23 protein-coding genes are annotated in these 26,528 nt (G+C 39.7%); 8 read left to right on the forward strand and 15 right to left on the reverse strand.

The window, feature by feature from the left end; all coding sequences use genetic code 11:
- Nucleotides 1-2: 2 nt before the first annotated feature.
- Nucleotides 3-3,122: a UvrD-helicase domain-containing protein gene (locus tag KCTC52924_RS07240; protein WP_251806057.1), complete on the reverse strand. Its 3,120-nt coding sequence runs from the start codon at nt 3,120-3,122 to the stop codon at nt 3-5.
- 119 nt (nt 3,123-3,241) lie between these two features.
- Between KCTC52924_RS07240 and KCTC52924_RS07245 the strand changes: the two genes are divergently transcribed.
- On the forward strand, nt 3,242-3,850 hold the full coding sequence (locus KCTC52924_RS07245; RefSeq protein WP_251806058.1) for a superoxide dismutase: 609 nt from the start codon (nt 3,242-3,244) through the stop codon (nt 3,848-3,850).
- 748 nt (nt 3,851-4,598) lie between these two features.
- Here the strand turns inward: KCTC52924_RS07245 and KCTC52924_RS07250 are convergent.
- The 4 genes from KCTC52924_RS07250 to purN form a co-directional block, all read right to left on the reverse strand.
- The gene (locus KCTC52924_RS07250) at nt 4,599-6,497 is read right to left on the reverse strand and encodes an amidophosphoribosyltransferase (RefSeq protein ID WP_251806059.1); all 1,899 of its coding nucleotides are present in this window, start codon (nt 6,495-6,497) and stop codon (nt 4,599-4,601) included.
- A gap of 47 nt (nt 6,498-6,544) precedes the next feature.
- A complete protein-coding gene (locus KCTC52924_RS07255) occupies nt 6,545-7,471 on the reverse strand; it encodes a PfkB family carbohydrate kinase (protein WP_251806060.1) in 927 nt (308 codons plus the stop codon).
- A gap of 86 nt (nt 7,472-7,557) precedes the next feature.
- Complete coding sequence (locus KCTC52924_RS07260) at nt 7,558-8,193, reverse strand: viroplasmin family protein (RefSeq protein WP_251806061.1); 636 nt, start codon at nt 8,191-8,193, stop codon at nt 7,558-7,560.
- Nucleotides 8,193-8,762: a phosphoribosylglycinamide formyltransferase gene (gene purN, locus KCTC52924_RS07265; protein WP_251806062.1), complete on the reverse strand. Its 570-nt coding sequence runs from the start codon at nt 8,760-8,762 to the stop codon at nt 8,193-8,195. Before purN ends, KCTC52924_RS07260 begins: the two co-directional genes overlap by 1 nt.
- 158 nt (nt 8,763-8,920) lie before the next feature.
- Here purN and KCTC52924_RS07270 point away from each other — a divergent pair, with 158 nt between their 5' ends.
- From KCTC52924_RS07270 to pyk, 5 genes are all read left to right on the forward strand, one after another.
- Complete coding sequence (locus KCTC52924_RS07270; RefSeq protein WP_007647141.1) at nt 8,921-9,154, forward strand: acyl carrier protein; 234 nt, start codon at nt 8,921-8,923, stop codon at nt 9,152-9,154.
- A 111-nt stretch (nt 9,155-9,265) separates the two neighbouring features.
- On the forward strand, nt 9,266-10,516 hold the full coding sequence (gene fabF / locus KCTC52924_RS07275; RefSeq protein ID WP_251806063.1) for a beta-ketoacyl-ACP synthase II: 1,251 nt from the start codon (nt 9,266-9,268) through the stop codon (nt 10,514-10,516).
- An 11-nt stretch (nt 10,517-10,527) separates the two neighbouring features.
- On the forward strand, nt 10,528-11,265 hold the full coding sequence (gene rnc, locus KCTC52924_RS07280; protein ID WP_251806064.1) for a ribonuclease III: 738 nt from the start codon (nt 10,528-10,530) through the stop codon (nt 11,263-11,265).
- A gap of 112 nt (nt 11,266-11,377) precedes the next feature.
- Complete coding sequence (locus tag KCTC52924_RS07285; protein WP_251806065.1) at nt 11,378-11,842, forward strand: IPExxxVDY family protein; 465 nt, start codon at nt 11,378-11,380, stop codon at nt 11,840-11,842.
- Between the two features lie 4 nt (nt 11,843-11,846).
- The gene (gene pyk / locus KCTC52924_RS07290; RefSeq protein ID WP_251806066.1) at nt 11,847-13,295 is read left to right on the forward strand and encodes a pyruvate kinase; all 1,449 of its coding nucleotides are present in this window, start codon (nt 11,847-11,849) and stop codon (nt 13,293-13,295) included.
- 66 nt (nt 13,296-13,361) lie between these two features.
- On the opposite strand, the gene dinB is transcribed toward pyk, so the two are convergent.
- A complete protein-coding gene (gene dinB / locus KCTC52924_RS07295) occupies nt 13,362-14,459 on the reverse strand; it encodes a DNA polymerase IV (RefSeq protein WP_251806067.1) in 1,098 nt (365 codons plus the stop codon).
- A gap of 74 nt (nt 14,460-14,533) precedes the next feature.
- Here dinB and KCTC52924_RS07300 point away from each other — a divergent pair, with 74 nt between their 5' ends.
- Together KCTC52924_RS07300 and KCTC52924_RS07305 are read left to right on the forward strand one after the other, a co-directional pair.
- Nucleotides 14,534-15,202 (forward strand): NAD(P)H-binding protein, encoded by a 669-nt coding sequence (locus KCTC52924_RS07300; RefSeq protein ID WP_251806454.1) that lies wholly within the window; start codon nt 14,534-14,536, stop codon nt 15,200-15,202.
- Between the two features lie 43 nt (nt 15,203-15,245).
- Nucleotides 15,246-15,719, forward strand: a complete 474-nt coding sequence (locus tag KCTC52924_RS07305) for a CYTH domain-containing protein (RefSeq protein WP_251806068.1) — start codon at nt 15,246-15,248, stop codon at nt 15,717-15,719.
- 259 nt (nt 15,720-15,978) lie between these two features.
- Here the strand turns inward: KCTC52924_RS07305 and KCTC52924_RS07310 are convergent, their stop codons facing one another.
- The 9 genes from KCTC52924_RS07310 to KCTC52924_RS07350 all read right to left on the reverse strand — a co-directional run bounded on the left by KCTC52924_RS07310 (nt 15,979) and on the right by KCTC52924_RS07350 (nt 26,453).
- Nucleotides 15,979-16,617 carry a hemolysin III family protein gene (locus KCTC52924_RS07310; protein WP_251806069.1) on the reverse strand — a complete coding sequence of 213 codons (639 nt, stop codon included), beginning with the start codon at nt 16,615-16,617 and terminating at the stop codon, nt 15,979-15,981.
- Nucleotides 16,618-16,940: 323 nt separating this feature from the next.
- Nucleotides 16,941-17,864: a mechanosensitive ion channel family protein gene (locus KCTC52924_RS07315; protein ID WP_251806070.1), complete on the reverse strand. Its 924-nt coding sequence runs from the start codon at nt 17,862-17,864 to the stop codon at nt 16,941-16,943.
- Between the two features lie 38 nt (nt 17,865-17,902).
- Nucleotides 17,903-19,303: an efflux transporter outer membrane subunit gene (locus tag KCTC52924_RS07320; protein ID WP_251806071.1), complete on the reverse strand. Its 1,401-nt coding sequence runs from the start codon at nt 19,301-19,303 to the stop codon at nt 17,903-17,905.
- A gap of 11 nt (nt 19,304-19,314) precedes the next feature.
- The gene (locus KCTC52924_RS07325) at nt 19,315-22,455 is read right to left on the reverse strand and encodes an efflux RND transporter permease subunit (RefSeq protein ID WP_251806072.1); all 3,141 of its coding nucleotides are present in this window, start codon (nt 22,453-22,455) and stop codon (nt 19,315-19,317) included.
- Between the two features lie 6 nt (nt 22,456-22,461).
- Complete coding sequence (locus tag KCTC52924_RS07330) at nt 22,462-23,571, reverse strand: efflux RND transporter periplasmic adaptor subunit (RefSeq protein WP_251806073.1); 1,110 nt, start codon at nt 23,569-23,571, stop codon at nt 22,462-22,464.
- Nucleotides 23,568-24,071 (reverse strand): GbsR/MarR family transcriptional regulator, encoded by a 504-nt coding sequence (locus KCTC52924_RS07335; protein WP_251806074.1) that lies wholly within the window; start codon nt 24,069-24,071, stop codon nt 23,568-23,570. Before KCTC52924_RS07335 ends, KCTC52924_RS07330 begins: the two co-directional genes overlap by 4 nt.
- Before the next feature lie 115 nt (nt 24,072-24,186).
- Nucleotides 24,187-24,582, reverse strand: a complete 396-nt coding sequence (locus tag KCTC52924_RS07340) for a hypothetical protein (RefSeq protein WP_251806075.1) — start codon at nt 24,580-24,582, stop codon at nt 24,187-24,189.
- A 61-nt stretch (nt 24,583-24,643) separates the two neighbouring features.
- Nucleotides 24,644-25,663, reverse strand: a complete 1,020-nt coding sequence (gene pheS, locus KCTC52924_RS07345; protein WP_251806076.1) for a phenylalanine--tRNA ligase subunit alpha — start codon at nt 25,661-25,663, stop codon at nt 24,644-24,646.
- 160 nt (nt 25,664-25,823) lie between these two features.
- A complete protein-coding gene (locus KCTC52924_RS07350; protein ID WP_251806077.1) occupies nt 25,824-26,453 on the reverse strand; it encodes a carbonic anhydrase in 630 nt (209 codons plus the stop codon).
- Nucleotides 26,454-26,528: the final 75 nt, after the last annotated feature.

A 26,528-nucleotide genomic window follows, 5' to 3' on the forward strand; every position in this document is an offset into this window, starting at 1 on the left:
TATTAAATAAAGTCTAATATAATATCCTCGTTGATATAAACAATTATTTTCTTCTCTATTTCATAACCCATTGCCTCCAACGCATCTGCATAGGCGTATAGTTGCTGGTGGTATGCTGTATTTTTCTTCCCAGTCTTGTAATCTATAATAGTGGCCCTAATGTTGTTCAATACGATACGGTCTGGGCGTAGGATCTTTCCGCTTTTGGTAAGTATATCCTGTTCGTTCATGACTGTTTGGTCACCGCTATAGTATTTTATCAGGTCTGGGTGTTCTACTATTGCAGAGACCTTCTTCACTATTTCTATTCGGTCTCCCTCGGGAAGATCTCCATTTTTTATGGCGCCTCTAATGGCATTCCCGATATCTTCCTTGGTTTTTATCAGCCCCATAACCAAGTGCACGAGATTCCCTTTATTTATGGCGCTTTCCCTGTCGGTGTCCCATAATGCTCCGGAGGTAGTCAAAATACGAAATTCTGGACGGTCCTTACAACTATATAGGTACGGAATGTTTTCTTGGGGATCAGTTAATTTTAAGTTGTTTCCTGCCATTTCCAAATCCCCAAACTGATACAGCAACTTGCTTTCTTCCCAAAGTCCCTTTTCCTTAAGGTAGTGGATAAACAATCCTGAATAATATTTTGTTTTGTGCTCTCCTTTCTGGGTAAGATCTTTTTTAGTGATAATATAGAGGCCTTTTTCGGCTCTGGTTAACGCTACATACAAAAGATTAAAGGCGTCCAGCTCCAGTTTGTGCTGTTCCTGGTTATATATGGTTTCTGCCGTACCACCATAAGTAAGTACTTCTTGATTCTTGTTGATCAATAGTTCTGGGAAGCCATTAAAAGATTCTTCAGGAACGGGCATCCACAACTTGGGATCAATTTCTTCATAAATGTAGGAATTGGCAAATGGAAAGATTACTATGGGAAACTCTAGACCTTTAGATTTATGGATGGTCATGATTTGCACGGCATCCACATTTTCGGGAGCGGTGATACTCAGCGATTTTTTCTTTTTTTCCCAATGAGTTAAAAACACCTGGCTATTGGCACCATCATTCTGTTCTACCTCCTGCACAACATCTAACAGGTAGGTAATATAGGCATCTGAAGCTTCTGCTAGATCAAATTTCTTGATTGCTTGTTCAAAGCCATCATAAACAGAGGATTGTTTTAAAGTTTCAATATTAAATCCGTAATTGTCCCATAATAATTTAGCAACATCCGTGAGGTGGTTGTTAATATGACTGTGTAAATTCTTTTCTCCCTTAAAAAGAAAGGCTATAATTCCAAAGCAAATTTCCAAATCCATAGGCTGAAGACTGAAACGAAGAAGGTCTATTAAAAACCGGACCTTGGGATTGCTATTCAGTAACAGGGTTTCAGATGAAATTATGGGAATATTGCGCTGCATTAAAAAATCTGCCAATAAGATGCCTTGCTTTTTTTTCCGGGTAAGGATGCAGATGTCTCTTAGGGAATATTTTTTTTCCAGAATTTGCTCCAAGGTATTTAATACGCCTTTGCAATACACTTCCCCCTCGTCCAGATCATCATCGCCTTCTATAAAGGAAAGTTGGACCATTCCACCCTTTTTGTTGTTGTAGGTTTGTTGGTTCCCTTCTAAAAACAAGTTATTGTAAGTGCTGTTTTCCAAAAACGGACTGGTAATCGTAAAGAAATCATTATTGAATTTAATGACCTCTACATGACTTCTGTAGTTGGCAGGAAGGTTTGTTGTTGAAGGTGAAAATACGAACGGATTTTCATTTAAGTTGATGAGATTAAGGAATTGTTCGGCCTTTCCTCCCCTCCAGCGGTAAATAGCTTGTTTGGCATCCCCTACTAGCATTAGGGAACCAATTTTCCCCAAATCATCCTCACTTTCCAAGGCGTTTCCTATCAGCGGAGTAAGATTGTTCCATTGCATTTGGGAAGTGTCCTGAAATTCATCTATAAAATAATGTCTGTATTTCTCCCCAATACGTTCATAGATAAACGGCGCAGGTTGATCTTTTATCTCGTTGGATATAAGACTGTTAAAAGAGGATATTGGTAGCAAGTCCCGTTCCAGTTCTAAATCTTTTAATTCTTGTTGAATGGCGTTCAATACGGTTAAGGGCACCAGATTGTTGTACGCATTCCGCATCAATGACATAGCGCTGTGGTTTTCTTTAATCTGCTGAAAATAGGTATTGAACTGGGAATGGAGTCCGTCCAATATGTCCTTTATTCCTTGTAGACATGTTTTGGTATACAAGGGGTCTGTGCTAAAATTCTGCTTCCATCCCGCATTAAAATCCATTTTTAAATCGCCCGAAGCTATTTTTTGAATGAATTTCGGAAAGTAGCTCGACTTAAAGTTGTTGAATTCCAAGCCGTTTTCATCCAGAATACTAAGGATACTGTTGGCGTCTTCCGTGATAACTTGCTCTAAGGCCTTTGTGTTTTGGATCAAGGTCGATCTTAGGCGGAGAAAATCATCGATCTTTTTTCCCTCCAATTTTATAAGGTGGGGGGTATGATTTTCATTGAAGAGCAATTTTCCAACCTTGTGAAGGTCAATAGCGATATCCCAACTTTTGTCATCGTCAATTTTTTCTAGGGCAAAGTCCACCAAAACCTTGGTAAGCTCCCTATTACTACCTGCCTTATTAATCAGCTTGGCAATAGCCTCATCCAATAAGAGATCGGTGTCTAGCACCACCTCAAAATTTTGAGGCAACTTTAAGTCCTTGGCAAATGCTCTTATAAGGCGGTGGGTAAATTTATCGATGGTAGAAACATCAAAAAAGGCATAATTGTGCAAAATTTCCTTAAGGGCTTGCCTAGACCTGTTTTGTAGTGTGGGGATTGCAACTCCTAACTCTTTAGATATGTCCAACAACATAGCAGGGGGTTCGATAGTTTCATTTTTCTTGCCAAAATCAAAAAGACTTCCCAAAATACGCTGCTTCATTTCATTTACCGCTTTGTTGGTAAACGTTATGGCTAAAATATTTCGGTAGCTCTTATTAAAATCGGTGGATAGGATGATTTTAAGGTATTCTTTGGCAAGGGTATAGGTCTTTCCGGAGCCGGCAGATGCGTTATATATTTTGTAAGGAGCCTCTTGCACGTTGTTTTAGCCGCAAATTAAGCAATAATCAATAGTTCTTAACAAATAATTAGCTGAAATTCTTACATAAATCCTTAATTTTGGGAAAGAACATTTTTTAACTTAAAAACAATACAATTATGGCTTTTGAATTACCGAAGTTACCTTATGCGTATGACGCACTAGAACCACATATTGATGCTAGAACAATGGAGATTCACCACACCAAGCACCACAATGGGTATACCACCAATTTGAACAATGCCATTGAAGGTACAGATATGGCTGATAAATCCATTTTGGATTTATTGAAAAATATGGATATGTCCAATGCTGCAGTAAGAAACAACGGTGGTGGATTTTACAACCATTCATTATTTTGGGATATCATGTCCCCAGACGGAGGCGGCGAGCCTGTTGGGGAATTAGGCGAGGCTATAAAATCTAGTTTCGGATCTTTCGAGTCTTTTAAGGATGCTTTTTCTAAAGCAGCAGGAACTAGATTTGGATCTGGTTGGGCTTGGTTGTGTGTTCACAAAGGTGGTAAATTGGAAATATGTTCTACACCAAACCAAGACAATCCCCTTATGCCGGAAACTGGCTGTGGTGGATTCCCAATTTTGGGCTTGGATGTATGGGAGCATGCTTATTACTTGAACTATCAGAATAGAAGACCCGATTACATAAATGCCTTTTTCAATGTAGTTAATTGGGAAAAAGTTGCCGCTGCTTACGGAAAAAATAAGTAATCAATACTATTGCCCTAGGCTGACATAGTTATGTTATATTGGGGAGTAGAGATTTAAAAGTCCCGTCTTAATCATTTAAGGCGGGACTTTTTTGTGGCTACATAATAGAAAAGGGTGGAGAAACTCCACCCTTTTCATCCCAAATCTTACCATAAACTTAACCTACTTATGCTATGGCGCGACTAAAATAGTGGTATTGGGAGAAATAACAAAAATATTTTGGGAAATTTTATAGGAATTCGGACTCTGTAATAGGCAGGTTTTAAGAGAACTGCTAAGCTTTGTGTTAAAATAGAGCAGTATTATTTGAAATACCTTTTCATTAGGCCTTGCAGTGGTGCACTAGTACTAAAAATAAAAAGGCAGAGCTTAGCTCTGCCTTTTACCCCAAATCTTACCATGAACTTAACCTACTTATGCTATGGTCCTTCGAAATTAAGGTAACTATTTAGATTGGGAAAAGGTATTGGATGAATGTCTTTTTAAAAGGTTGAAATACGTCATTTCAGATAAAGTGGTACAATTTTTCGACAAATGGAATTTGGCTGTAAAGAAGCTAAATTTTGGCCAATAAAAAAGGCGGAGAAATCTCCACCTTTTTTGCCCCAAATCTTACCATGAACTTAACCTACTTATGCTATGGCAATGCCAAGTTAGTGGTGCTCAGTGCTATTCCAGCTATAAACACGTCAAAAAGTGTCTTTTATCGATGAAATACCTTTTTTGTTAGCATTAAGATAATTTTATGTTAATAAGCCCTTTCGTTTTTACCTTCGTAAAAATTAATGAACGCCCTGTTTACTACTCTATTACCCCCAGGGGTTGGGTAATCACCGGTAAAATACCAGTCCCCTAAATTCTTGGGACATGCTTGGTGCAGATTTTCTATGGTTTGGTAAATGATATGCACTTCGGCTTTGATTTCAGGCGGACTCAATAATTGTCCAATTTTATCCGATATTTCCTCATTTGTAAATGGGGAGTAAAATTCCGTCACATAATTTATGATCTCTTTATCGTCATTATTTACCTGTTTAATACATTTATGATAGATATCTTCTGCCACTTGCATGGTGTTTCTTTCCTCGTGTAGGGCCAATGCAGCTTTAAATGCAATGAAATCTTCCAATTTAGCCATGTCTATACCATAGCAATCGGGATAGCGGATCTGTGGTGCAGAAGAGACTACAACAATTTTCTTGGGTGATAAACGGTCCAAAATCCCTAGGATGCTCTTTTTTAAGGTAGTTCCCCTTACAATACTATCGTCTATGATTACCAGGTTGTCGCCCTTCTTTACTGAACCATAAGAGATGTCATAAACGTGGGCAACTAGGTCGTCCCTACTGCTGTCCTGAGTGATGAACGTTCTTAACTTTGCGTCTTTAATGGCGACCTTCTCTATTCGTGGTCGCACTTCTAGGATGGAATGTAATTCCTCTGCCGTAATTTTTCTACCAATAGAAAGAATTTGCTCCTCTTTCTTTTTGTTCATGTAGTTCTGCGCCGCGATTACCATCCCAAAGAAGGAGGTTTCCGCAGTATTGGGAATATAGGAGAATACCGTGTTTTTTATATCTTCATCAATAGATTTAAGAATCAAGGGGAAAAGTAATTTTCCTAACTCCTTTCTTTCTTGGTATATTTCCTTGTCACTTCCCCTAGAGAAATAAATGCGTTCAAAGGAACAGGCTTTTCTTTCTGTAGGTTCTACAATTTTCTTGATCTTAACGCTACCATTTTTTTTAATGATAATGGCGTGGCCTGGGTCTAGTTCTTTTACGTCCTCAAAACTCACATTAAAAACGGTCTGAATAGCGGGTCGCTCAGAGGCTACCACGGCTACTTCATCGTCCATATAATAATAAACGGGCCTAATTCCTGCTGGATCTCTTAGAACAAAGGAATCCCCGTGGCCCAATAATCCTGCCATAGCATAGCCTCCGTCAAAGTTCTTTGCTGCTCTCTTTAGAATTTTGCCAACATTTAACCGTTCGGCAATTAGGGGTGAAGCTTCTCTTTTATTAAACCCTTCCTTTTTTACCTCCTTGTAAAGTTTTGCTACTGCATCGTCCAAAAAGTGACCTATTTTTTCCATCACCGTAACAGTATCTGCTTTTTCCTTCGGATGTTGGCCAATCTGGATCAGGTTGTCAAAAAGCTCGTTAACGTTGGTCATGTTAAAGTTTCCTGCAACTATAAGATTCCGGTGCATCCAATTGTTCTGTCTTAGGAACGGATGTACATTCTCTATGCTATTTTTCCCAAAGGTACCGTAGCGCACATGCCCCAAAAGCAATTCGCCTATATAGGGAATGTGTTTCTTTTGTTTGGCCACATCATCCACGTATTCCGGATGTTCCTTTAAAGTGGAATTGATACGGGCGTTGATTTGGGCAAAAATATCCTGAATGGGCTGTTGGTCTATGGACCTTACCCTACTCATGTATCTTTCACCCACTTCCATGTCCAGTTTTATACTGGCAAATCCAGCCCCATCCTGTCCTCGGTTATGTTGCTTTTCCATCATTAAGTACATCTTGTTTACCCCGTAAAAGGCAGTTCCGTACTTTTCTTTATAATATTCCAATGGCTTTAACAACCTAATTAGGGAAATACCACATTCGTGTTTAATGGCGTCACTCATTTTTCTTATCTAAAATTAAAAATGCCCTGAAAAATCAAGGCATATATTTATTGTAATTCGATATCAAACTGGGTTAACTCCCTAAATTGGAGTAACCTGTTGTTTACTTCTTTTTTATCTAATTTCTTCATTCGTTCGGTCCCAAATTTTTCCACACAGAAGGAGGCCAAGTTGGAACCGTGAATTACTGCACGTTTTAAGTTGCTAAAACTGATGTTTTTGGATTCCGCCAAGTAACCTGCAAAGCCACCTGCAAATGTATCTCCCGCACCAGTAGGGTCAAACACCTCTTTCAAAGGAAGTGCAGGGGCAGAGAATACCTTGGATTTGTGGAATAACAAGGCGCCGTGCTCCCCTTTTTTAATAACGACAAATTTTGGCCCCATTTGTTGGATTTTTTCAGCAGCCTTTACCAAAGAATATTCATTGGTAAGCTGTCTGGCCTCCTCATCGTTTATGGTAATTACATCTATGTGTTTAATTACTTCCATTAGTTCATCCAATGCATTGTCCATCCAAAAGTTCATAGTGTCCAATACTATTAGCTTTGGTCGTTCTTGCATTTGATTAATTACACTTAGCTGGGTGCTGGGGTGTAAATTCCCCAACATTACCACATCTGCGTCCTTAAAATGTTCGGGAACTATGGGTTCAAAATCGGCAAGAACGTTCAATTCGGTAGATAGAGTATCCCTAGAATTTAGGTCGTTGCGATATTTACCGCTCCAAAAAAAGGTTTTTCCGCCTTTTATTACTTGTAGACCGGAGATGTCGATATTCTTATCGGTTAGTAGGTCTAAATATTCTTGTGGAAAATCTTCGCCAACTACAGAAACAATAGCCGATTTCAATTTAAACTGGGAAGCTGCCAGTCCAATATAGGTTGCTGCTCCTCCCAAAATTTTATCAGTTTTCCCAAAAGGGGTTTCAATAGCATCAAAGGCTACCGTGCCTACAATTAATAGTTTGCCCATTAAGTTTTAAAATTTGTGCAAAGATAGGATATTGAAATGCTAATCCCATAGCATAGGAAATCAAATTTTAAAAATTAAGTACATTCTCATTTCCTTCCAAAATCGGCGGGAATCTCTCCCCAGGCTTTGGTTTCCCATTTAACGATGACGGTGCTGTAGGTGTTGGTTTTTAGCCAATTTTCTGCCCGCCTTACCAAGTCGTAAACATCTTTGTTTTTAGGAGATTCTGTTAGTTTGGAGTTGCATTTCTTTTTGCGCACCCAGCTCATCGCTGTTCTAGAATCGGTGTAAATAATCCTATTGCTGTTATGCTGTTTTAGATAGGCTAGTCCGTGAACAAGGGCCAAAAATTCCCCTATATTATTGGTGCCTTGCTTAAAGGGGCCTTGCCTAAATAGTTCCTTTTTGGTCTTGGTATCTACCCCGCGGTATTCCATAATACCAGGATTACCACTAGATGCTGCATCTACGGAGATGGAATTGAAATTTGGGGTCCCAATTTTAATTAATTGATCTTTGGTCAGGACGGAGGCATTGCTCTTTTTGCCTTTATAATCGTCATAATTGCCATTAAAGGCTTTTTTTGCCGCTTCAAAAGTGGGAAACGATTTATATTGAGCTCCCTTAAAATTTGCAATGGCGGCCTTGCAATCCTTCCAGTTTTGATGAATTCCGGGTTTTAGTCCCTTCCATACCGTATAGAACTTGTCGTTTTTGGCCATTACTGTCCCATTAATACTTGTTGGATCACCTTAGGGAAATATTCATATTCTAGCTGATGCACCTTTTCTGCTATGGTTTCTGGAGTGTCCCCTAATTCCAATGTCACTTTTTTCTGAGCGATAATGGCGCCTTCGTCATAATTTTCGTTTACAAAATGTATGGTAATGCCAGTTTCGGGCTCATTGTTTTCCTTTACTGATTTATGGACGTGCATCCCATACATTCCCTTGCCTCCATATTTTGGCAATAGAGCGGGATGGATATTCACTATTTTGTCAGGAAAATTTTGGATAAGGTTATCTGGGATTTTCCATAAAAATCCGGCCAGAACGATTAGGTCTGGGTTAAGGGATTTAAGAAGTTCCAGGATACAATCCGACTGGTAAAACGAATGTCTGTTAAAGTATAGTGCGCTAACCTCTAATCTGTTACAGCGTTCAAAAACTTTGGCTTCCTTGTTGTTGGAAAGTACGCACTTAATACTGACTTCGGGATTTCCCTTAAAAAAATGAATAATATTTTCAACATTGGATCCGGAGCCGGAAGCAAATAGTACAATTTTTTTCATTTGATGTTTTGGGGTTGAATAGGAAAATAAATTTAGGCTAAAATAGTACTCTTGAATTAAATTTTATTAAATTAGTCACATTTTAACGACAAATGGTGTTATTAAACTAAAGTTTTTTATTTTTGCCAACAATTTAAATTTTTAAAACCGATATTATTATGTCAGACATTGCATCAAGAGTAAAAGCTATCATCGTAGATAAGTTAGGTGTTGACGAGAACGAAGTGGTAACCGAAGCTAGCTTTACCAACGACTTAGGCGCAGATTCATTGGATACTGTTGAGTTGATAATGGAATTTGAAAAGGAATTTGATATCCAAATTCCAGACGATCAAGCGGAAAACATTGCTACAGTTGGTCAAGCTATAAGTTATATAGAAGCAGCCAAGTAATTTTATGATTTCTTGAACAAGTTTAAAAATTATCCATGTGGTAAAGACGCTGCATGGATAATTTTTTTTAATTTACGCACAACTTATTAGGTTAAACAAAAATTTGGTTCAATGCAATTAAAGCGAGTTGTAGTTACTGGCCTTGGAGCTTTAACGCCCATAGGCAACAATATAAAAGAGTATTGGGAGGGGCTTAAGAGCGGCAAAAGTGGTTCCGCTCCTATAACCTATTACGATACTGAGAAATTTAAGGTAAAATTTGCTTGCGAGCTAAAAAATTATAATTCAGAAGATTATTTTGACAGAAAAGAGGGTCGTAAGTTGGACAGATTTGCGCAATATGCCCTTATATCCTCTGATGAGGCTATTTTGGATTCTGGTCTTGATCTGGACAAGATAGATAAATTTAGAACTGGGGTGATCTGGGGAGCCGGAATTGGCGGATTGGAAACTTTTCAAAATGAAGTTTTAAATTTTGCAGCAGGTGACGGAACGCCAAGGTTTAATCCCTTCTTTATCCCAAAAATGATTGCTGATATTGCACCTGGTAATATTTCCATTAAGTATGGATTTATGGGGCCTAATTATACCACGGTCTCTGCCTGTGCCTCTTCGGCCAATGCTATTATAGATGCACTGAACACAATACGTTTAGGGTATTGTGATGTAGTGGTAACAGGAGGTAGTGAAGCAGCTGTGACCATTGCGGGCATGGGTGGTTTTGGAGCAATGCACGCACTTTCAACAAGAAATGAAGATCCCGAAACAGCATCCAGACCTTTTGATGCAACAAGAGACGGTTTTGTTTTAGGTGAAGGAGCTGGTGCGCTAATATTAGAAGAATACGAACACGCCAAAGCAAGGGGTGCTAAGATATATGCCGAAGTAGCCGGTGGAGGATTATCCAGTGATGCGTATCATATGACCGCACCACATCCTGAGGGAATTGGAGTAATTCGCGTTATGCAGAATTGTCTTAAAGATGCCGGATTAAAGCCGGAGGATGTAGATGCCATTAACACTCACGGTACTTCTACTCCTTTAGGGGATGTAGCAGAATTAAAGGCCATCTCAAAGGTTTTTGGCGAGCATGCGCCCAATATTAACATTAATTCAACAAAATCCATGACAGGACATTTGTTGGGTGCTGCGGGGGCAATAGAGGCCATCGCTTCAATATTGGCGATGGAGCACAGTCTGGTGCCACCAACAATAAACCACAGTACGGTAGATGAGAATATAGATCCAAAGTTAAACCTCACGCTTAACAAAGCGCAGAAGAGAGTGGTTAATGTTGCTTTGAGCAATACCTTCGGATTTGGCGGGCATAATGCTTGTGTGATCTTTAAAAAAATTAGTTAAGTCATCCAGTTATGAACTTTCCTTCCAATTTATTTAATTCCCATTCTAAAAAGGATGGGGATTTTTTTTTGGGAATGAAGAAAATCTTGGGTTTTAAGCCTAAAAACCTTGAAATATTCCAGAAAGCCTTCGTTCACCGATCTGCCAATAGGAAAGATAAGGAGGGAAATCCCATGAACTATGAGCGATTGGAATTTTTGGGAGATGCCATGTTGGGAGCCATTATTTCTAAACATTTGTACAATAAAGTGCCAGGTGGAGATGAGGGTTACCTTACCAAAATGAGATCCAAGATCGTAAGTAGGGAGCATCTTAACGAATTGGGGAAAGATCTACGTCTTATAGATTACGTGGAAAGCAAAATACCAAAATCGCGTTTTGGAGACAATATCCACGGAAATGTTTTCGAGGCGTTGGTAGGGGCTATTTACTTGGACAGAGGATATAAATATTGTGATAAATTTATCTCAGAAAAGGTGATTGCGCCTTATGTAGATATTGAGCAGTTGGAAGGAAAAGTAATCAGTTACAAAAGTCTAGTAATCGAATGGTGCCAAAAGCAAAAAAAATCCTTTAACTTTGATGTTTATGAGGATACTGGCAATGATACTGTAAAGCATTTTGCCGTAAAGTTGACCATTGCAGATAAGATTGTTGCAAAGGCAAGGGCTACCTCGAAGAAAAAAGCCGAGGAAAGAGCTTCGAAAAGAGCTTACTTTGCATTGCAGGACAAAATGAAGGAATCTTAGGATAAAAATACAAGGCACTCCAACGTTTTCGTTGGGACAAGATGTTTTTATAGGTTCCCTAGACTAGGCTCGTTTCTTTATTAATCCTATATTTACGACTTTCACGGAAAGTATGGCAGCGATATACAAAATTTCGGAAGATATTTATGATGAACATTTTACCTTAATCGCTTTACACTCTAGTATAGAGGATTATTCTCTTGTATACGCACTTAATTCTTACTTGAAGATAAAATTGAAAAGGGCCGTAAAGGATTTGGAAATTTCATCAATTAGAACGTTTCCCTTTTTTGATTGGACAGACGAGATACACGATCGCTATTATACCCTTATTAGTAATAATAGTATTGTGAGGGAGGAGTTAAACGAAGGCAACCTTTTTCAGGACCAGCCTTCATTTACTGCCTATAGTCTTATTCCGGAATACAAGGATGTAGATTATTTTTTAAAAGTAGAGCATGATGAAATGGACGTAGATGAGTCAATCTTAAAGTCAGTGCTCTCTATCCCAAAAGTGATTACCGCCTATAGCGTGGATGCAAACAAACTGAAATCAAAGAACAATTTAATATTTTAATAGAATGCCAACATTAAAAAAGACAAAAATAGTAGCCACCTTAGGTCCGGCTACAAGTAAGAAGAGTGTTCTTAGAGACATGATCGTCGCAGGAGTGGATGTCTTTAGGATAAATTTTTCCCATGCCGATTACGACGACGTTACGGAACGTGTACAAATGATAAGGGAATTAAATGAAGAATTGGGGATTAATACCTCAATACTTGCAGATTTACAAGGCCCTAAGTTAAGGGTTGGTGTAATGGCAGAAGAGGTTGTCGTTTCCCCAGGAGACGAGATTACCTTTGTTACAGGAAAACCTTTTGAAGGGAATTCGGAGCGAGTATATATGAACTATGCCCAATTTCCTCAAGATGTGAAAGCTGGGGAACGCATTCTGTTGGATGACGGAAAATTAATGTTCGAGGTCATTTCCACCAATAAAAAGGATGAGGTAAAAGCCAAGGTAATTCAAGGTGGGCCTTTAAAATCCAAGAAGGGTGTAAACTTGCCAAATACCAAAATCTCTTTGCCCGCCCTTACAGAGAAGGATATTAAGGATGCTATTTTCGCTGTCTCACTGAAGGTGGATTGGATTGCGCTTTCCTTCGTTAGATTTAGTCAGGATTTAATAGACCTGCAGAATATTATCAAGGAGCACTCCGAATATAAAATTCCGATCATTGCCAAAATAGAAAAGCCCGAAGCAGTTGAGAACATCGACAAAATTGTGGCGTATTGTGATGGGTTGATGGTAGCACGAGGAGATTTGGGTGTGGAGGTTCCTGCTCAGGAAGTTCCGCTTATTCAAAAGCAGTTGGTGCTACGTGCCAAAAAAGCAAGGATCCCTGTGATTATTGCCACACAGATGATGGAAACTATGATTACTAGCCTTACTCCTACTAGGGCGGAGGTTAATGACGTGGCCAACTCTGTAATGGATGGGGCAGATGCAGTGATGCTTTCCGGAGAGACTTCGGTGGGTAACTACCCAGTTCAGGTAATTGAAAAAATGGCAAGTATCCTTGTGAGTGTTGAAAACTCGGACCTTATTAAAGTCCCTCATGAACATCCGCACATCAGGACCAATAGATATATTACTAAATCCATTTGCTTTCATGCGGCTAATATGGCCAATGAAATTAAGGCCAAGGCTATTTCAACCTTGACCAATAGTGGGTATACCGCTTTCCAAATTTCTGCTTGGAGACCAAAAGCGCATATCTTGGTATTTACTTCTAACAAAAGAATCCTTACGCAGCTTAACCTACTTTGGGGAGTAAAGGCTTTCTATTATGATAAGTTTGTATCCACCGATGAAACCATTGAGGATGTAAACAAAATTGCCTGTGAAAAGGGATTTTTGAAAGTTGGCGATATGTTGATCAGTTTGGCCGCTATGCCTATTAAGTCAAAAGGAATGGTGAATACCCTTAGGGTATCTGAAATTGGGAGTGAAAATTTCACGAAATAATCTCAATATACTTTTAAAGTTAAACCTGCCAGATTTTAAAAATCTGGCAGGTTTTTTTTTGCCTTTTTACAAATCGAATTTCAATTGTACGGAAAGCAATTTTTCTACCAATGCAGTAGTCTTCCCCGTGTTGAGATTGGATAAGGAAATTCCGAGTAATCGCACTGAATTCTCCATTTTTTCCTGATAAAGCAGCTCTTTTGCCAATTCCAAGATCAAGTGTTGATCTGCTATAAAATACGGCATTGTTTTGCTTCTTGTATGTAAAGTAAAATCGCTGTATTTTATTTTCAGAGTAATAGTCTTTCCTGCGACATGTGATTTTTTAAGTCGCCGATCCAATTCAATAGCAATATGTTTTAAGCGTTCCAACATAAACACTTCGCTGCTTAAATTTTCACTAAAAGTCCGTTCTGCCCCTACCGATTTTTGGATCCTGTCTGGTTTCACCAAACTATGGTGTACACCCCTAACCACTTGGTAGTAGTATTCCCCATTTTTCCCAAAATGTTCCGTTAGGAATTCTAACGATTTCTCCTTTAGGTCCTTCCCGGTAAATATGCCCAGCTGGTACATTTTGTCTGCGGTAACTTTTCCCACTCCGTGGAATTTCCTGATTTCTAAGGCTTCTACAAAAGGGACTACCTCTTCGGGGTTTACTGTTTTTTGACCGTTGGGTTTATGGTAATCACTGGCCACTTTGGCAATAAACTTATTTATGGAAATTCCTGCTGATGCCGTTAATCCCACTTCATCAAAAATTCGCTTTCTTATTTCGGATGCAATTAGGGAGGCAGAGGGATTTCCCTTTTTATTGATGGTGACATCCAAATAGGCCTCATCCAGTGAAAGTGGTTCCACTAAGTCTGTATACTCTAAAAATATGTTGCGAATAAGCAGGGAAATCTCCTTGTATCTCGCAAACCTAGGGGAAACAAAAATTAGATCAGGACAGTTTTTTTTGGCGAGGTAACCGCTCATTGCACTGCGTACACCAAATTTTCTGGCTTCATAACTTGCGGCAGCTACAACACCTCTTTTTTCTGCTCCGCCCACGGCAATTGGTTTACCTTTAAGTGTAGGATCATCTAGTTGTTCTACGGAGGCGTAGAAGGCATCCATATCCACATGAATTATTTTTCGTAGCGGCAAATCCATTTTCATATTGTAAATTTATAACAACTAAAGGGGAGTACATATTTTTATTTATTAAACTCACACCCTAGTAAAATTAGATGATGAAGGCTGAATCAAAAACTGCGATTATACTGGGAGCCACTGGCTTAACTGGTGGGGTTTTAATACGGAAATTATTGGCAGATGACCGCTATACTAAAGTAAAGCTCTTCTCGAGAACTTCCGTTGGATTTCCGCACCCAAAATTGGAGGAGTACCTTGGGGATTTACTCCAATTGGAAAACTATAAAAATGATTTTTATGCCGATGAGGTCTTTTGTTGTATTGGGACTACAAAGGCAAAAACGCCTGATGCAGAAATGTACCGGAAAATAGATTTCGGTATTCCAGTTGCTGCAGCGGAGCTCTGTAAATCAAATAAAATTAATAGCTACCTAGTGGTTTCCGCGTTGGGGGCCAATGCTAAAAGTAAGGTTGCCTATAACCGACTAAAAGGAGAGATGGAAAATGCCGTTTTAAAATTGGGGATACCAAAAACCCATTTTTTACGACCTTCGTTAATCGGAGGTAAAAGAGAGGAGAAAAGGGTAGGTGAATGGTTGGGAAAACAATTTATGAAAGTCCTTAATTTGGTGCTGGTAGGTCCGTTGGAAAAATACAGGTCGGTAAAACCAGAGAGTATTGCTTTGGCTATGCTCTGGTTGGCCAATACACATTATGAGCACCTATATATAGAATCGGACCAGATAAAGAAATTAGTTGAGGAATAGGCCGGGATAGTGAGCGTTAATAGTACAAATAATAGGATATAGGGTGATAGAGATAGAGCGAAAGTTTTTGGTGAATTCTAAGGTGTTTAAGGACGAATCGATCAATACGAATAGAATTGTGCAGGGCTTCTTAAATACGGACCCCTTGCGAACGGTAAGGGTGAGAATCAAGGGTGATACTGGGTTTCTGACGGTGAAGGGAATAGGAAGCGACTTGGGAACTACCCGGTTTGAATGGGAGACCGTTGTTCCGGTAGAAGAGGCTGAGGCCTTACTGAAATTGGCCGAACCTGGAGTTATAGAGAAAATAAGATATGAGGTTCCCTGTGGAAAACACCTCTTTGAAATAGATGAATTTTTTGGGGATAACAGTGGTCTGATAGTTGCCGAGATAGAATTGGAAAGTGAAGACGAGGCTTTTGAAACTCCACAATGGCTTGGAGAAGAGGTAACTGGGATCAACAAATATTACAACTCCCAATTAAGCAAAAAACCTTTTAAAACATGGATACCTTAAACTATTTGTTTGGTTTGGCTCTTTTGTATTGAAGCTGCAAAAAAACCGAAGGTGGCTAGTGAAGAAATAGAAGAGAAGAAGGTTTCCGTGTTGGAGACAAAACAGCAATTGGAAGAGCGGGGATTTCAAATTTTGGACTATGTGGATTGGCAGATAGCCTTGCCTACTTAGATCCTATGGTCGCAGCGGGGTGGCTGCCATAGAAATTTATCCTTGCTGGGCAGCCAAGGGTCTTCCTTTGCGATAGCCATACTCGTTGTTAAACCGCCAATAAAATGGCTACATAATGGCAAATAGCAGCTGCCAGTACAAAAAAATGCCAGACAGCATGGTTGTAAGGGTATTTTTCCCACAGGTAAAAGATAACACCCATAAGGTAAAGGCCGCCCCCAATTAGGATCATGGTCAATACCCCGTCAGGAATCGTTTCAAAAAATGTACGCCCGCCTACTATCATAATGCATCCCATTGCAATGTAAACAAGCGTGGAAATAATGTTCCATTTACCAGTAAAAAAGATTTTGAAAATAATTCCGAATGCGGTTAGGCCCCACAATACGGATAATAATGTAATGCCAAAAGCATTATTCAAATAAATTAATAGGAAGGGGGTGTAGGTGCCAGCAATTAGGAAATAAATACTGATGTGGTCCAGAATTTCGAATATGCGTTTTGCCTGAGCATGTTGAAATCCGTGGTAGAGTGTTGAAAAAGTAAAAAGTTGTAAAAAGCAAAATCCATATATTGCTGCACCGATAACACCTGGTGTATTATTACTTTTTATGGCAAAGGCTATTAGAATAGGAATACTGACTATGCCGAAAATTATTCCAAAGCCATGTACGATACTGTTTACGAGTTCTTGCTGAATTTTTGGATTGGGTTTCGGTGCATGCATGTAAATAAATTGAGGAGGTGTATTGTTCTTTGATGCCTTTTGCTAAGATACCAAAATCAGGGCAGAGTTTTTAATTCTATTGGCGGTATTGCTAGCAATTTCACTTCAAACTTTAAGCTTACAATTACAAGGGGATATTACATTCCACCTATGAGCAACTTTTTAAATGAACCTGAAAATGCAAATTAAAAGTGTGTAATGAGCAGGTGAAGAAAATTCTAAAGATTTCCAAAAACGAACGGTATAGAAACTTAGGAGCAAAAGGAGTTATTGCATAATACAGTCTAATTAAAAGAGAGCCTATACATATTAGACTGTTTTTATTACCTCAATGCGCCTTCTGGGAATTTAACTTTATCTGGAGCTTCGTTCAGCAAGGGCAGTGCATATTTAAGTATGCGGTTTCGGCGCCCAGTGGTGTCTTCTGGTTCAACAGGATAGGATACCACACCTTCCATCCAAGCAAAGCGATTTATTCTAAAATACACAGCAGGTTCCCATTGATCTTGCTTATGGGGTGCTAGCTGTGGATAGCGTTCCTTGAAATCTCTGATGGAAGCCTCTAATAAACATTCTTCCACAAATTGTAGGTCGCTGGTATAGGCCACTTGAATCGCAGTTTCATTCCAGATAAAGGGAGCTTCGGGGCCAGAATAATTAATGATTTCCTCTTTCAATATCAAACTATTTGGAAATCTAATTATACGACCACTTTTTCGATCGTTGCCGAGATAGTCACCGTTGCATTCCAAAATTGTAGTGTCCAGATAACTTATCTCTACCACATCACCACGGAAACCTTTTATCTGAATGCGATCCCCTACCAAATACGATCGTCGAAAGATTAAATAAATCCAGGCGATAAAGGAAGCTATGGGTGCTTGCAAGGCGAAACCTATAACCAAGGATATTAACCCAAAGCTGACAACTGCTGCATAAAGGTTTTGAAATAAAAATGAAGCTACCACAATAAGGCTGAATACCATGGCAAGAAACCGGACAATTCGCAATAGGTTATAGCGGTCTCCTTCGGAATTGGTCTGGGTGTCGATTATCTTCGCAATGATTTTGCTTAACAGATAGATTAACGCAATTAAGAATAAGCTTATAGTTAGCTTTTTTACAAAAGGGAGGTATTGTTCCCAAGGGTCAAAAACATTCAAGTCCAATAAGTAGTATATGGCAATTAACAACAACGCCAATACTCCGTAAATCGTGATCCAGCTTTTCGTCTTCTGAATTTTCATAAATGTTCCGTTCTATAGCAGCTTTCTAGGCATATAAATTATCGCCATCCCCCACCAAGGGCTTCATAAAGGGTCACTATGGCGTTTAATTGTCCATATTGGGAATCAATTAAGTTTAATTGGGAGCTAAGCGCATTTTGTCTGGCCGTCAATACTTCCAAATAATTGGCCAAGCCGTTGTTCAACAACTCTTCAGAATAGGTCTCTGCCAAGGTATAAGAAGCCAATTCCTTTTTTCGCATCTCAATTTTTTTGGTTTCAGCCTCATAGTCATAAAGGGCATCTGAAACTTCTTTTCCCGCGATCAGCAGTGTTTTCTTATAATTGAGCAAGGCTTGTTCTTGTTGTGCCTGAGATACCTCGTACTGGGTTCTTATTTTTCTTCCGTTTAAAATGGGTTGGGCTAAAGATCCTGCTAAAGTGGAGAATAGGGAACTAGCACTGAACAAATTATCCAACTCCAAGCTCTGGAATCCTCCCGAGGCGGTTAGGCGCAGGGAAGGAAAAAAATTACTCCTGGCTACATTGGTAAGTTCAAAGGCAGTGATTAAGCCGTATTCCGCCTCTAAAACATCGGGCCTATTGGTCAATAATTCCGATGGGACACCTGTTGCCAATTCTGCTTGTAGTTGTTGTTCATCCAAAGAACCTCGTACTACTCCATTTACCGGCTCACCCATCAGGATAGAGAAGGTATTTTCCAATAGTTTTATATTCTTTTCAATGTCAATCAATATAATTTCGGTAGTGTACAACTGTGCCTCCGTCTGTTTTACAGCCACCTCTGTAACTAGGCCTGCATCTTTTAATGCTTCCGTAGTACTCAAGCTACTTTTTCTGGCCTCAATAGTTTCTTTGATAATATCCTTCTGCTTATCTAGAGACAGCAATCTAAAATAGGTGCTACTTATCGCGGCAATGAGATTTGTTTTCACCGCTTGGTGTGCTGCTACGGATTGCAAATAAGAAGCCTGGGTAGCTCTGTCGTTGCTTCTAATTTCCCCCCATATATCGGCCTCCCAAGATAGGAAACCAGACAGTTCAAATTGTTCGGTAGTAGTTCTCCCATTCGCGGCAAACGGACCGTTTTCTGAATTTGAGGAACGACCATAGCTTGCCATGGCATCTAAGGTTGGGTAATATCCAGATTTCCCTTGTTTTAAATACGCCTGGGCCGCATTTATGTTTTGTAATGCAACCCTAATATCTAGATTGTTGTTCAGTCCATTTTGGATATATTCGGTTAAAATTGGGTCGGTGAACAATTCGGTCCAAGATAATGTGCCTAGGGAAAGACTGTCCGACATTACATTATCGGTACGGTATAGCGCTTCGTTTTCCAAGGAGGGCTTAACATATTCCTTGGCCGAAAAGCAAGATTGCATCACTACCGGGATAATGGCTATAAGGATCAGTCTGTACAGAGATTTATTTTGCATATGATATAGTACTATTTTTCTACAACGGTTTCTACTGTGGGTACTCCGGTAACTTTCTCTTGCAACCACTGGAAAAGGATAAAGAGAACGGGGATAATAAATATTCCGATCAAGGTTCCTACCAACATGCCTCCTACAGCACCGGTTCCAATGGCGTTGTTCCCAGCGGCTCCAACACCCGTGGCCAATACTAAGGGCATAAGTCCAAGGATAAAGGCAAAGGAAGTCATTAAAATGGGTCGCAGACGAGCCCTGGCGGCATCTATTGCAGATTCAGTGATAGACAGCCCATGCCGCCTGCGCTGTATTGCGAACTCCACAATAAGAATAGCATTTTTGGCCAGTAGTCCTATCAACATTATTAAGGCGATCTGGAAATAAATATTGTTTTCCAAGCCTAGGAATTTTGTGGATAAATAGGCGCCAGCTACCCCTATGGGTAATGAGAGTAGTACTGCAAAGGGCAATAAATAACTTTCGTATTGAGCAGATAAAAAGAAATAAACGAAAACTATGCTCAGTAAAAATATAAGGCCCGACTGTCCAGCAGAGGCTATTTCTTCTCTGGTTATTCCTGAAAAGGCAATCTCGTAATTATTGGGTAAATTCTGTGCTGCAACTTGGTTCACCGCAGCAATGGCATCACCGGAACTAAAGCCTGGTGCCGCAGATCCATTGATCGTTACCGAATTGAACAGGTTAAACCTATTTACAGTCTGTGGTCCATAAACCCGACTTAAGGTTACAAATTCCGAAACTGGGGCCATTTTGCCTTCGTTGTTCCTGACAAACATGCTGTTGAGGCTGTTTATATCCTTACGGTCATCTGGCTCGGCTTGCACCATTACTCTAAACTGTTTGCCAAAACGACTGAAATCTGCAGTGTATAATCCACCAATATACCCCTGTAAGGTTCTTAGGATGCTACTTATCTCTATCCCCGCTTCTTTGGCTTTTGGAATATTAATATCCATTTGTAATTGCGGGAAATCGGTGCTAAAAGAATTGGAGGCATAGCCAATCTCTGAACGTTGGGTAAGCGCTGCTGCAAAGCTGTTCGCTATGGTGTCTAGCGACTTTAGACTCCCTGAAGCACGGTCTAGAATCTGAACCTCAAATCCGTCCGAAGCCCCAAACCCTGGAATGCTTGGCGGGGTAAAGAATAGAATTTTGGCATCGGAAATATGTTCCGTTTTGGCAAATAGTTGTTGAATAATGGCATTTGCCGAAGTTTCATCGCCTTTCCGCTTATCAAAATCCTCTAATATTATAAAACCAAGACCATAGGAACTTCCTGCTCCTGAAAAGAAATTTCGTCCACTCTGTAAAGAGGCTGTACGGATTCCCTCAACCGATTCAATAGTCTTATAAAGTTCTTCTGTAATAGCGAAGGTACGGTCTAAAGAGGCCCCTTGTGGAAGTTCTAGATTTACAAAAATAACGCCCCTATCCTCAGCAGGGACAAATCCTTTTGGAGTGGTGCTATCTGCCCACCAAATTGCCAAACAGGCAACTATAAGGATTACTACGGTTACCCATCGGTTCTTTACCAGAAACCTGAGGGATTTAATATATTTTTTGGAGCTGGCCTCAAAACCTGCGTTAAATGCAGTATAGAATCCGGTCAATAATCGTTTTTTCTTTTCCCCTTTCTTTTTTGGCGGTTTTAGGAAAATGGCACATAGCGCCGGACTTAAGGTTAGGGCGTTAACGGCTGATATAAGGATTGCGATCAGTAAGGTGACCCCAAACTGTTCATAGAAGACCCCAGAAGGTCCTTGGATAAATGTTATGGGGATAAAAACTGCCGCCATTACCAAGGTAATAGAAACTATGGCCCCACTAATTTCGCTCATTGCACTTAAGGAAGCCTTCCTTGCGGAGGTATATCCATCCTCTAATTTTGCATGTACCGCCTCTACCACCACAATGGCATCATCCACCACAATTCCGATCGCCAAAAGAAGTGCGAAAAGGGTTAATAGGTTTAAGGAGTACCCTAAAAGATTGAGGAAGAAGAAGGTACCCACAATAGATACCGGAACTGCAATTGCGGGAATTAAGGTCGATTTAAAATCTTGAAGGAAAAGGAATACCACTAGGAATACCAATAAAAAGGCCTCTATAAGGGTTACCTTTACCTTGTCCATGGATGCCGTTAGGAATTTATTGGTGTCATAATTCACCATATAGTCCACCCCTTGTGGGAAGTCTTCTTTTAATTCCTCCATTTTATCATAGATTTTCTCTATGATTTGCTGTGCATTGGAGCCCGGGGTCTGAAAAACTCCAAAACTGATTCCGGGATAGCCCCTTGCGCGACCTATGGACGTGTACGAGAAGGCATCCAATTCCACTTTGGCCACGTCGCTAAGTTTTAAAAACTGGCCATTTCCCAAAGATTTTATAATGATACCCTGATACTCTACGGCGGTTTTATATCGCCCTTTGTATTTGATGACATATTCAAAGGCTTCCCCTGAATTTTGACCTAACGACCCTGCGGCAGCTTCTAGGCTTTGTTCTCCGATGGCTTGTATTACATCGGTTACGGTTAAATTGTATGAAGTCAGCTTTACTGGATCCAACCATATTCTCATGGCGTAATCCTTGGACCCGAAAACATTTACATCTCCCACCCCATTTACACGCTGTATCTCTGGTTTTATATTGATATTGAGGTAGTTTTGAATAAACGTATCATCAAAATCTGGATTTGTAGAGTACAATGCAGCATACAATAGGGCCGAACTTTGTCTTTTTTGGGTGATTACCCCAGATCGGATAACTTCGGCGGGTAGCAGGGCATTAGCCCGGGCTACTCGGTTCTGTACGTTTACAGCTGCTATATCGGGATCTATACCTTGTTCAAAGTACACCGTAATACTAGCGCTTCCTGTGTTACTGGCAGTTGAGGTTATATAGGTCATGCCCTCAACCCCATTGATCTGTTCTTCTATTGGGACGATAACACTCTCCAATATGGTTTCTGCATTTGCCCCAGGGTAACTTGCCGATACTTGTACGGTAGGAGGGGCAATATCTGGGTACTGTGTCACCGGTAAAGTGGCAAGTCCCAAACCACCCAATAGCAATAGGATTATGGAGATAACGGTGGAAAGTACGGGTCTTTCTATAAATGTTTTTAGCATGCTGATTTATTTAAAAACAGAATTGTAAGAATTTAAAATACTATCCAAACTTGTGGGCTGTGGTATAATTTGTAGCCCTGGTCTTGCTTTCCCAAGCCCGTTAGCCAATAACTGTACTCCTTCTTCTAATCCCTCAATTACAGATAGGCCATTTACGGCCGCCTTTACTGTAATCGATTTCGGTACCAAGGTGTCCCCTTGAACCAGATATACAAAATTATTTCCTTGTTGTTCGTAGGTAGATAGTGTTGGAACCACTAGAACGTCCTTCATTTTGTTCGGAAGGATAATGCTACCACTACTCCCGTTTCGCAATAGGCCTTTTGGATTGGGAAAGGTAGCCCTGAAACTAACTGTGCCTGTATTTGGGTTAACCTCGCCACTAATCGTTTCTATTTTTCCTTTATGTTCATAAACCGATCCATCTGCTAGAATCAATTGCACCTCTGGCATGTTTTGTGCCTTTTCATTCATAGAATTACCCTCAACCTCCCTTAGGAATCCCAAAAGGTCCTTTTCGTTCATAGAGAAAAAGGCATATACCTGCTCTATACTAGATATTGTGGTCAATGGAACTGCATCTTGGGCGCTTATCAAATTTCCTTTTCTAAAGGGTATTGATCCTACTACACCGTTTACTGGACTTTTTATTTGGGCGTAATCTATGTTAGCCACTATACTTTGGTAATTGCTTTTGGCTTGCTCTAGATTTGCATTTGCCGTTGCCAATTGTACGCTGCTGATAATATTTTTTTCTACCAAGGGGCGTAATTTATCTACTTCTACCTGCGCGGAATTTATCCGTGCCTTAGCGGCACCTGCATCTTGGGATAAGGATTGGGTCTCCAAGGTGAAGAGCAACTGTCCTTTTCTTACTTGTTGCCCTGCATCTACCAATACCTCTTGGATATATCCAGCTACCTTTGCGCGGACCTTACTATTTACCAGCCCCTCTATACTTGCTGGAAATTTGGTGAAATTATCCACAGTTCTTTTTTCAACTTTTATGGTTGGGTAAGGGGTTGCTGATGTAGCTTGCCCGGAAGGAGCCTTTTCTCCACAACCAATAAAAAGGGTAATGGTAAGGGCAACGGGAATTAATAGGAATCTTTTCATAGGGAATTAAGGTTAGCAGTATTTTTTAAATTTTCTTGGAGTTGTTTTAGGTTCTGTATGAAATCACCTACGAACTTGGCATACGTTTTTGTGTAATGAAGTCCCGGCATATCCTCATGATGGACCTCACTATTTTTTAGCATATTTTTCTTGAATTCGTAGACCTTCAAGTGCATTTTTTTTTCTGTTTCCCACTGCTCTATTTTCTTTTCCAACTGATCCAGAATGTCGTTTGGGGAAACCTTGAAATAGCGTTTTCGCTCTCCAGGCTTGGTAAAGTATACGATTCGCCCAGAGGCTTGCAGTAGCTGTAAGTTAGTGGAAATTGAGCTTTTGCTGGCATCAAGACCTTCAACAAATTCATCAAATGATATGCCCTCTTGATCGGTAAGAATCATCATAGAGAATATTCTTGCGGCAAGAGGCGATAGTATTTTGTTATTTTCAAAATATACCCCTAGTTCTTCTATAAGCTGATTTCTTTGTAGGTCAGATCCCAAATCTTTAAAATATAAATTAGTTTAGCAAACATAGGATTGGTTCTGAATAATGCGAACCAAGGAAGCGTTAATTTTAAGTTAAATAAATTAGATGATCTTAATTCACGATTGCGAATTATCTGGCCATGACGCCATCGAGCTCCATAACGGGAAGGGTTATAAAATTATCTTCTTTGATTGAGTTTTTCTCAAACACAAACCGTTTTTCATACAGTTTATTATCGGCGAAATAAGTCACAAAAAATTCGTTGGTAAAAGCTAGTATCTCTTCTTGTAATACTTCTATTCTTTTAGAACTTTTTGCGGGTATATCGCCTAGACCATGTCTCATTGTAGAGGTTTTTTGGTCTCCTTTATATCCTGTTGATACTGCAATTACAGTTTCAATAGGAGTGTCCCTATTATTTATAATATAGGTATTCCAATTTTTTTCCAAGAATTCCTCGTTCCACTCATGAACTGCTGCCAGATGTACGTCTTTTACAAGGGGAATTTCTATATCCTTTTTCACTTTAGATAACTTTTTTGTTTACACGAAGCTATAATGGATCATTAAACCGACTGAAATACAATTAAAGAGCGCTTTTAAATTGCTCCAAGAATCTAAGGTCGTTTTCACTCAGGAGTCTAATATCCGAAATCTGGTGCAAGAGCAATGCAATACGGTCTATCCCCATACCGAAAGCGAATCCCGAATACTCATTGGCATCGATCCCGCAATTGGTAAGGACATTGGGATCTACCATACCACATCCCATTATTTCTAACCAGCCAGTACCTTTGGTCATTTTATAATCGGTTTCTGTTTCTAGGCCCCAATAAACATCTACCTCTGCACTAGGTTCAGTAAATGGGAAATAGGAGGGGCGTAACCGGATTTTTGATTTTCCGAAAAGTTCCGTGGTAAAGAATTGTAAGGTCTGTTTTAGATCTGCAAAAGAGACATCTTTGTCTATATAGAGTCCTTCTACTTGATGAAAGAAACAATGAGATCTAGCCGAAATAGCTTCATTCCTATATACCCTTCCTGGAGATATAGTCCTGATCGGCGGCTTGTTGTTTTCCATATACCTTACCTGAACCGAAGAGGTGTGGGTCCGCAATAAAATATCTGGGTCGGTCTGAATAAAAAACGTATCCTGCATATCCCTTGCTGGGTGGTATTCTGGAAGGTTCAAGGCCGTAAAGTTATGCCAATCGTCCTCAATTTCAGGACCTTCAGATACGTTGAACCCAATTCTGGAAAAGATCTCGATTATCTGATTTTTAACGATGGAAATTGGATGCCTGGAACCGAGGTTTAGGGGTTCTCCAGGTCTAGTAAGGTCGCCGTAAACTCCATGGAGAACTTTTTCATTTTCCAAAGCTTGTTTTAAGGTATTTACCTTCTCGGTGGCAACGGTCTTAAGTTGATTTACGATTTGCCCGAACTCCTTTTTCTGTTCGTTGGGAACGTTTTTAAAGTCTGAAAAAAAATGATTGAACAATCCCTTTTTTCCCAAATATTTAATTCTGAAAGTCTCAATGGCTTCCTTATCGGTGGAAGTAAATTTCTCTACTTCCAATATATGTTCCCTTATCTGATTTATCATGGTACTTTTATGGCTTGGATTTCCACCAAAAATTGAGCCGCAAATTTAAAACTTTTATACCAAGGGACGAACAGATTTTGTTGAAATAAACATGTTGGTCCGTTTTATTGTGAAGAATGGGCTTTTAAGTAATTCCTACTTTGTAATAATAGGACGGAAATTAATCCAAGCGATAGATTTCCATGATATTGTTTAGAATACCTTTAAAATCTATTTCAAGGTCTACCAGTTTTCCCGTGTTTATATCGAAAACCCAACCATGTACAATTAGTTCACGATCCCTAACGGCTCTTTGAACTGCAGCAGTCTTTATAAGGTTAATACACTGTTCTTGTACATTGAGCTCTACCAATCGGTCATATTTCTTATTTTCGTCCTCAATGGCATTCAATTGGCTTCTGTGTTGCCTATAAACATCCCTTATATTACGTAGCCAAGGATTTAAAATTCCCATATCGGCAGATTGCATGGCTGCTTTTACACCACCACATGAATAGTGTCCGCAAACAACAATGTGCTTTACTTTTAAATGGTCTACCGCATAATTTACCACAGACATGACGTTTAGATCTATACTGATGACCATGTTGGCAATGTTGCGATGCACAAAGACCTCCCCGGGACCAAATCCCATAAGTTCCTCGGCGGTAACCCTACTATCCGAACATCCAATATAAAGTATCTCTGGATTTTGGCCTTTCCCCAGATCCTGAAAAAAGTTTGGATTGACTTCCATTTTATCCTTTATCCACTGTTCGTTGTTTTTGAAAACTTTATCTAGGCTATCCATCTGTAGTATTTAGTACGCTGCTTAATGATTAAGTGGGATGTAGTAATAGCTGTAATTGTTTTTTTTTGATTACTA

It is taken from the genome of Arenibacter antarcticus, assembly GCF_041320605.1.
Lineage (GTDB): Bacteria > Bacteroidota > Bacteroidia > Flavobacteriales > Flavobacteriaceae > Arenibacter > Arenibacter antarcticus.

What these genes read in the sequence shown, in the direction of transcription:
- KCTC52924_RS07300 (WP_251806454.1), top strand. Translation starts at nt 14,534, where the DNA reads ATGAAGGCTGAATCAAAAACTGCGATTATACTGGGAGCCACTGGCTTA.
- KCTC52924_RS07255 (WP_251806060.1), bottom strand. Translation starts at nt 7,471, where the DNA reads ATGGGCAAACTATTAATTGTAGGCACGGTAGCCTTTGATGCTATTGAA.
- KCTC52924_RS07245 (WP_251806058.1), top strand. Translation starts at nt 3,242, where the DNA reads ATGGCTTTTGAATTACCGAAGTTACCTTATGCGTATGACGCACTAGAA.
- KCTC52924_RS07310 (WP_251806069.1), bottom strand. Translation starts at nt 16,617, where the DNA reads ATGCATGCACCGAAACCCAATCCAAAAATTCAGCAAGAACTCGTAAAC.
- purN (WP_251806062.1), bottom strand. Translation starts at nt 8,762, where the DNA reads ATGAAAAAAATTGTACTATTTGCTTCCGGCTCCGGATCCAATGTTGAA.
- pyk (WP_251806066.1), top strand. Translation starts at nt 11,847, where the DNA reads ATGCCAACATTAAAAAAGACAAAAATAGTAGCCACCTTAGGTCCGGCT.
- KCTC52924_RS07260 (WP_251806061.1), bottom strand. Translation starts at nt 8,193, where the DNA reads ATGGCCAAAAACGACAAGTTCTATACGGTATGGAAGGGACTAAAACCC.
- KCTC52924_RS07325 (WP_251806072.1), bottom strand. Translation starts at nt 22,455, where the DNA reads ATGCTAAAAACATTTATAGAAAGACCCGTACTTTCCACCGTTATCTCC.
- pheS (WP_251806076.1), bottom strand. Translation starts at nt 25,663, where the DNA reads ATGATAAATCAGATAAGGGAACATATATTGGAAGTAGAGAAATTTACT.
- KCTC52924_RS07285 (WP_251806065.1), top strand. Translation starts at nt 11,378, where the DNA reads ATGGCAGCGATATACAAAATTTCGGAAGATATTTATGATGAACATTTT.
- fabF (WP_251806063.1), top strand. Translation starts at nt 9,266, where the DNA reads ATGCAATTAAAGCGAGTTGTAGTTACTGGCCTTGGAGCTTTAACGCCC.
- KCTC52924_RS07270 (WP_007647141.1), top strand. Translation starts at nt 8,921, where the DNA reads ATGTCAGACATTGCATCAAGAGTAAAAGCTATCATCGTAGATAAGTTA.
- rnc (WP_251806064.1), top strand. Translation starts at nt 10,528, where the DNA reads ATGAACTTTCCTTCCAATTTATTTAATTCCCATTCTAAAAAGGATGGG.
- KCTC52924_RS07315 (WP_251806070.1), bottom strand. Translation starts at nt 17,864, where the DNA reads ATGAAAATTCAGAAGACGAAAAGCTGGATCACGATTTACGGAGTATTG.
- KCTC52924_RS07250 (WP_251806059.1), bottom strand. Translation starts at nt 6,497, where the DNA reads ATGAGTGACGCCATTAAACACGAATGTGGTATTTCCCTAATTAGGTTG.
- dinB (WP_251806067.1), bottom strand. Translation starts at nt 14,459, where the DNA reads ATGAAAATGGATTTGCCGCTACGAAAAATAATTCATGTGGATATGGAT.
- KCTC52924_RS07330 (WP_251806073.1), bottom strand. Translation starts at nt 23,571, where the DNA reads ATGAAAAGATTCCTATTAATTCCCGTTGCCCTTACCATTACCCTTTTT.
- KCTC52924_RS07320 (WP_251806071.1), bottom strand. Translation starts at nt 19,303, where the DNA reads ATGCAAAATAAATCTCTGTACAGACTGATCCTTATAGCCATTATCCCG.
- KCTC52924_RS07350 (WP_251806077.1), bottom strand. Translation starts at nt 26,453, where the DNA reads ATGGATAGCCTAGATAAAGTTTTCAAAAACAACGAACAGTGGATAAAG.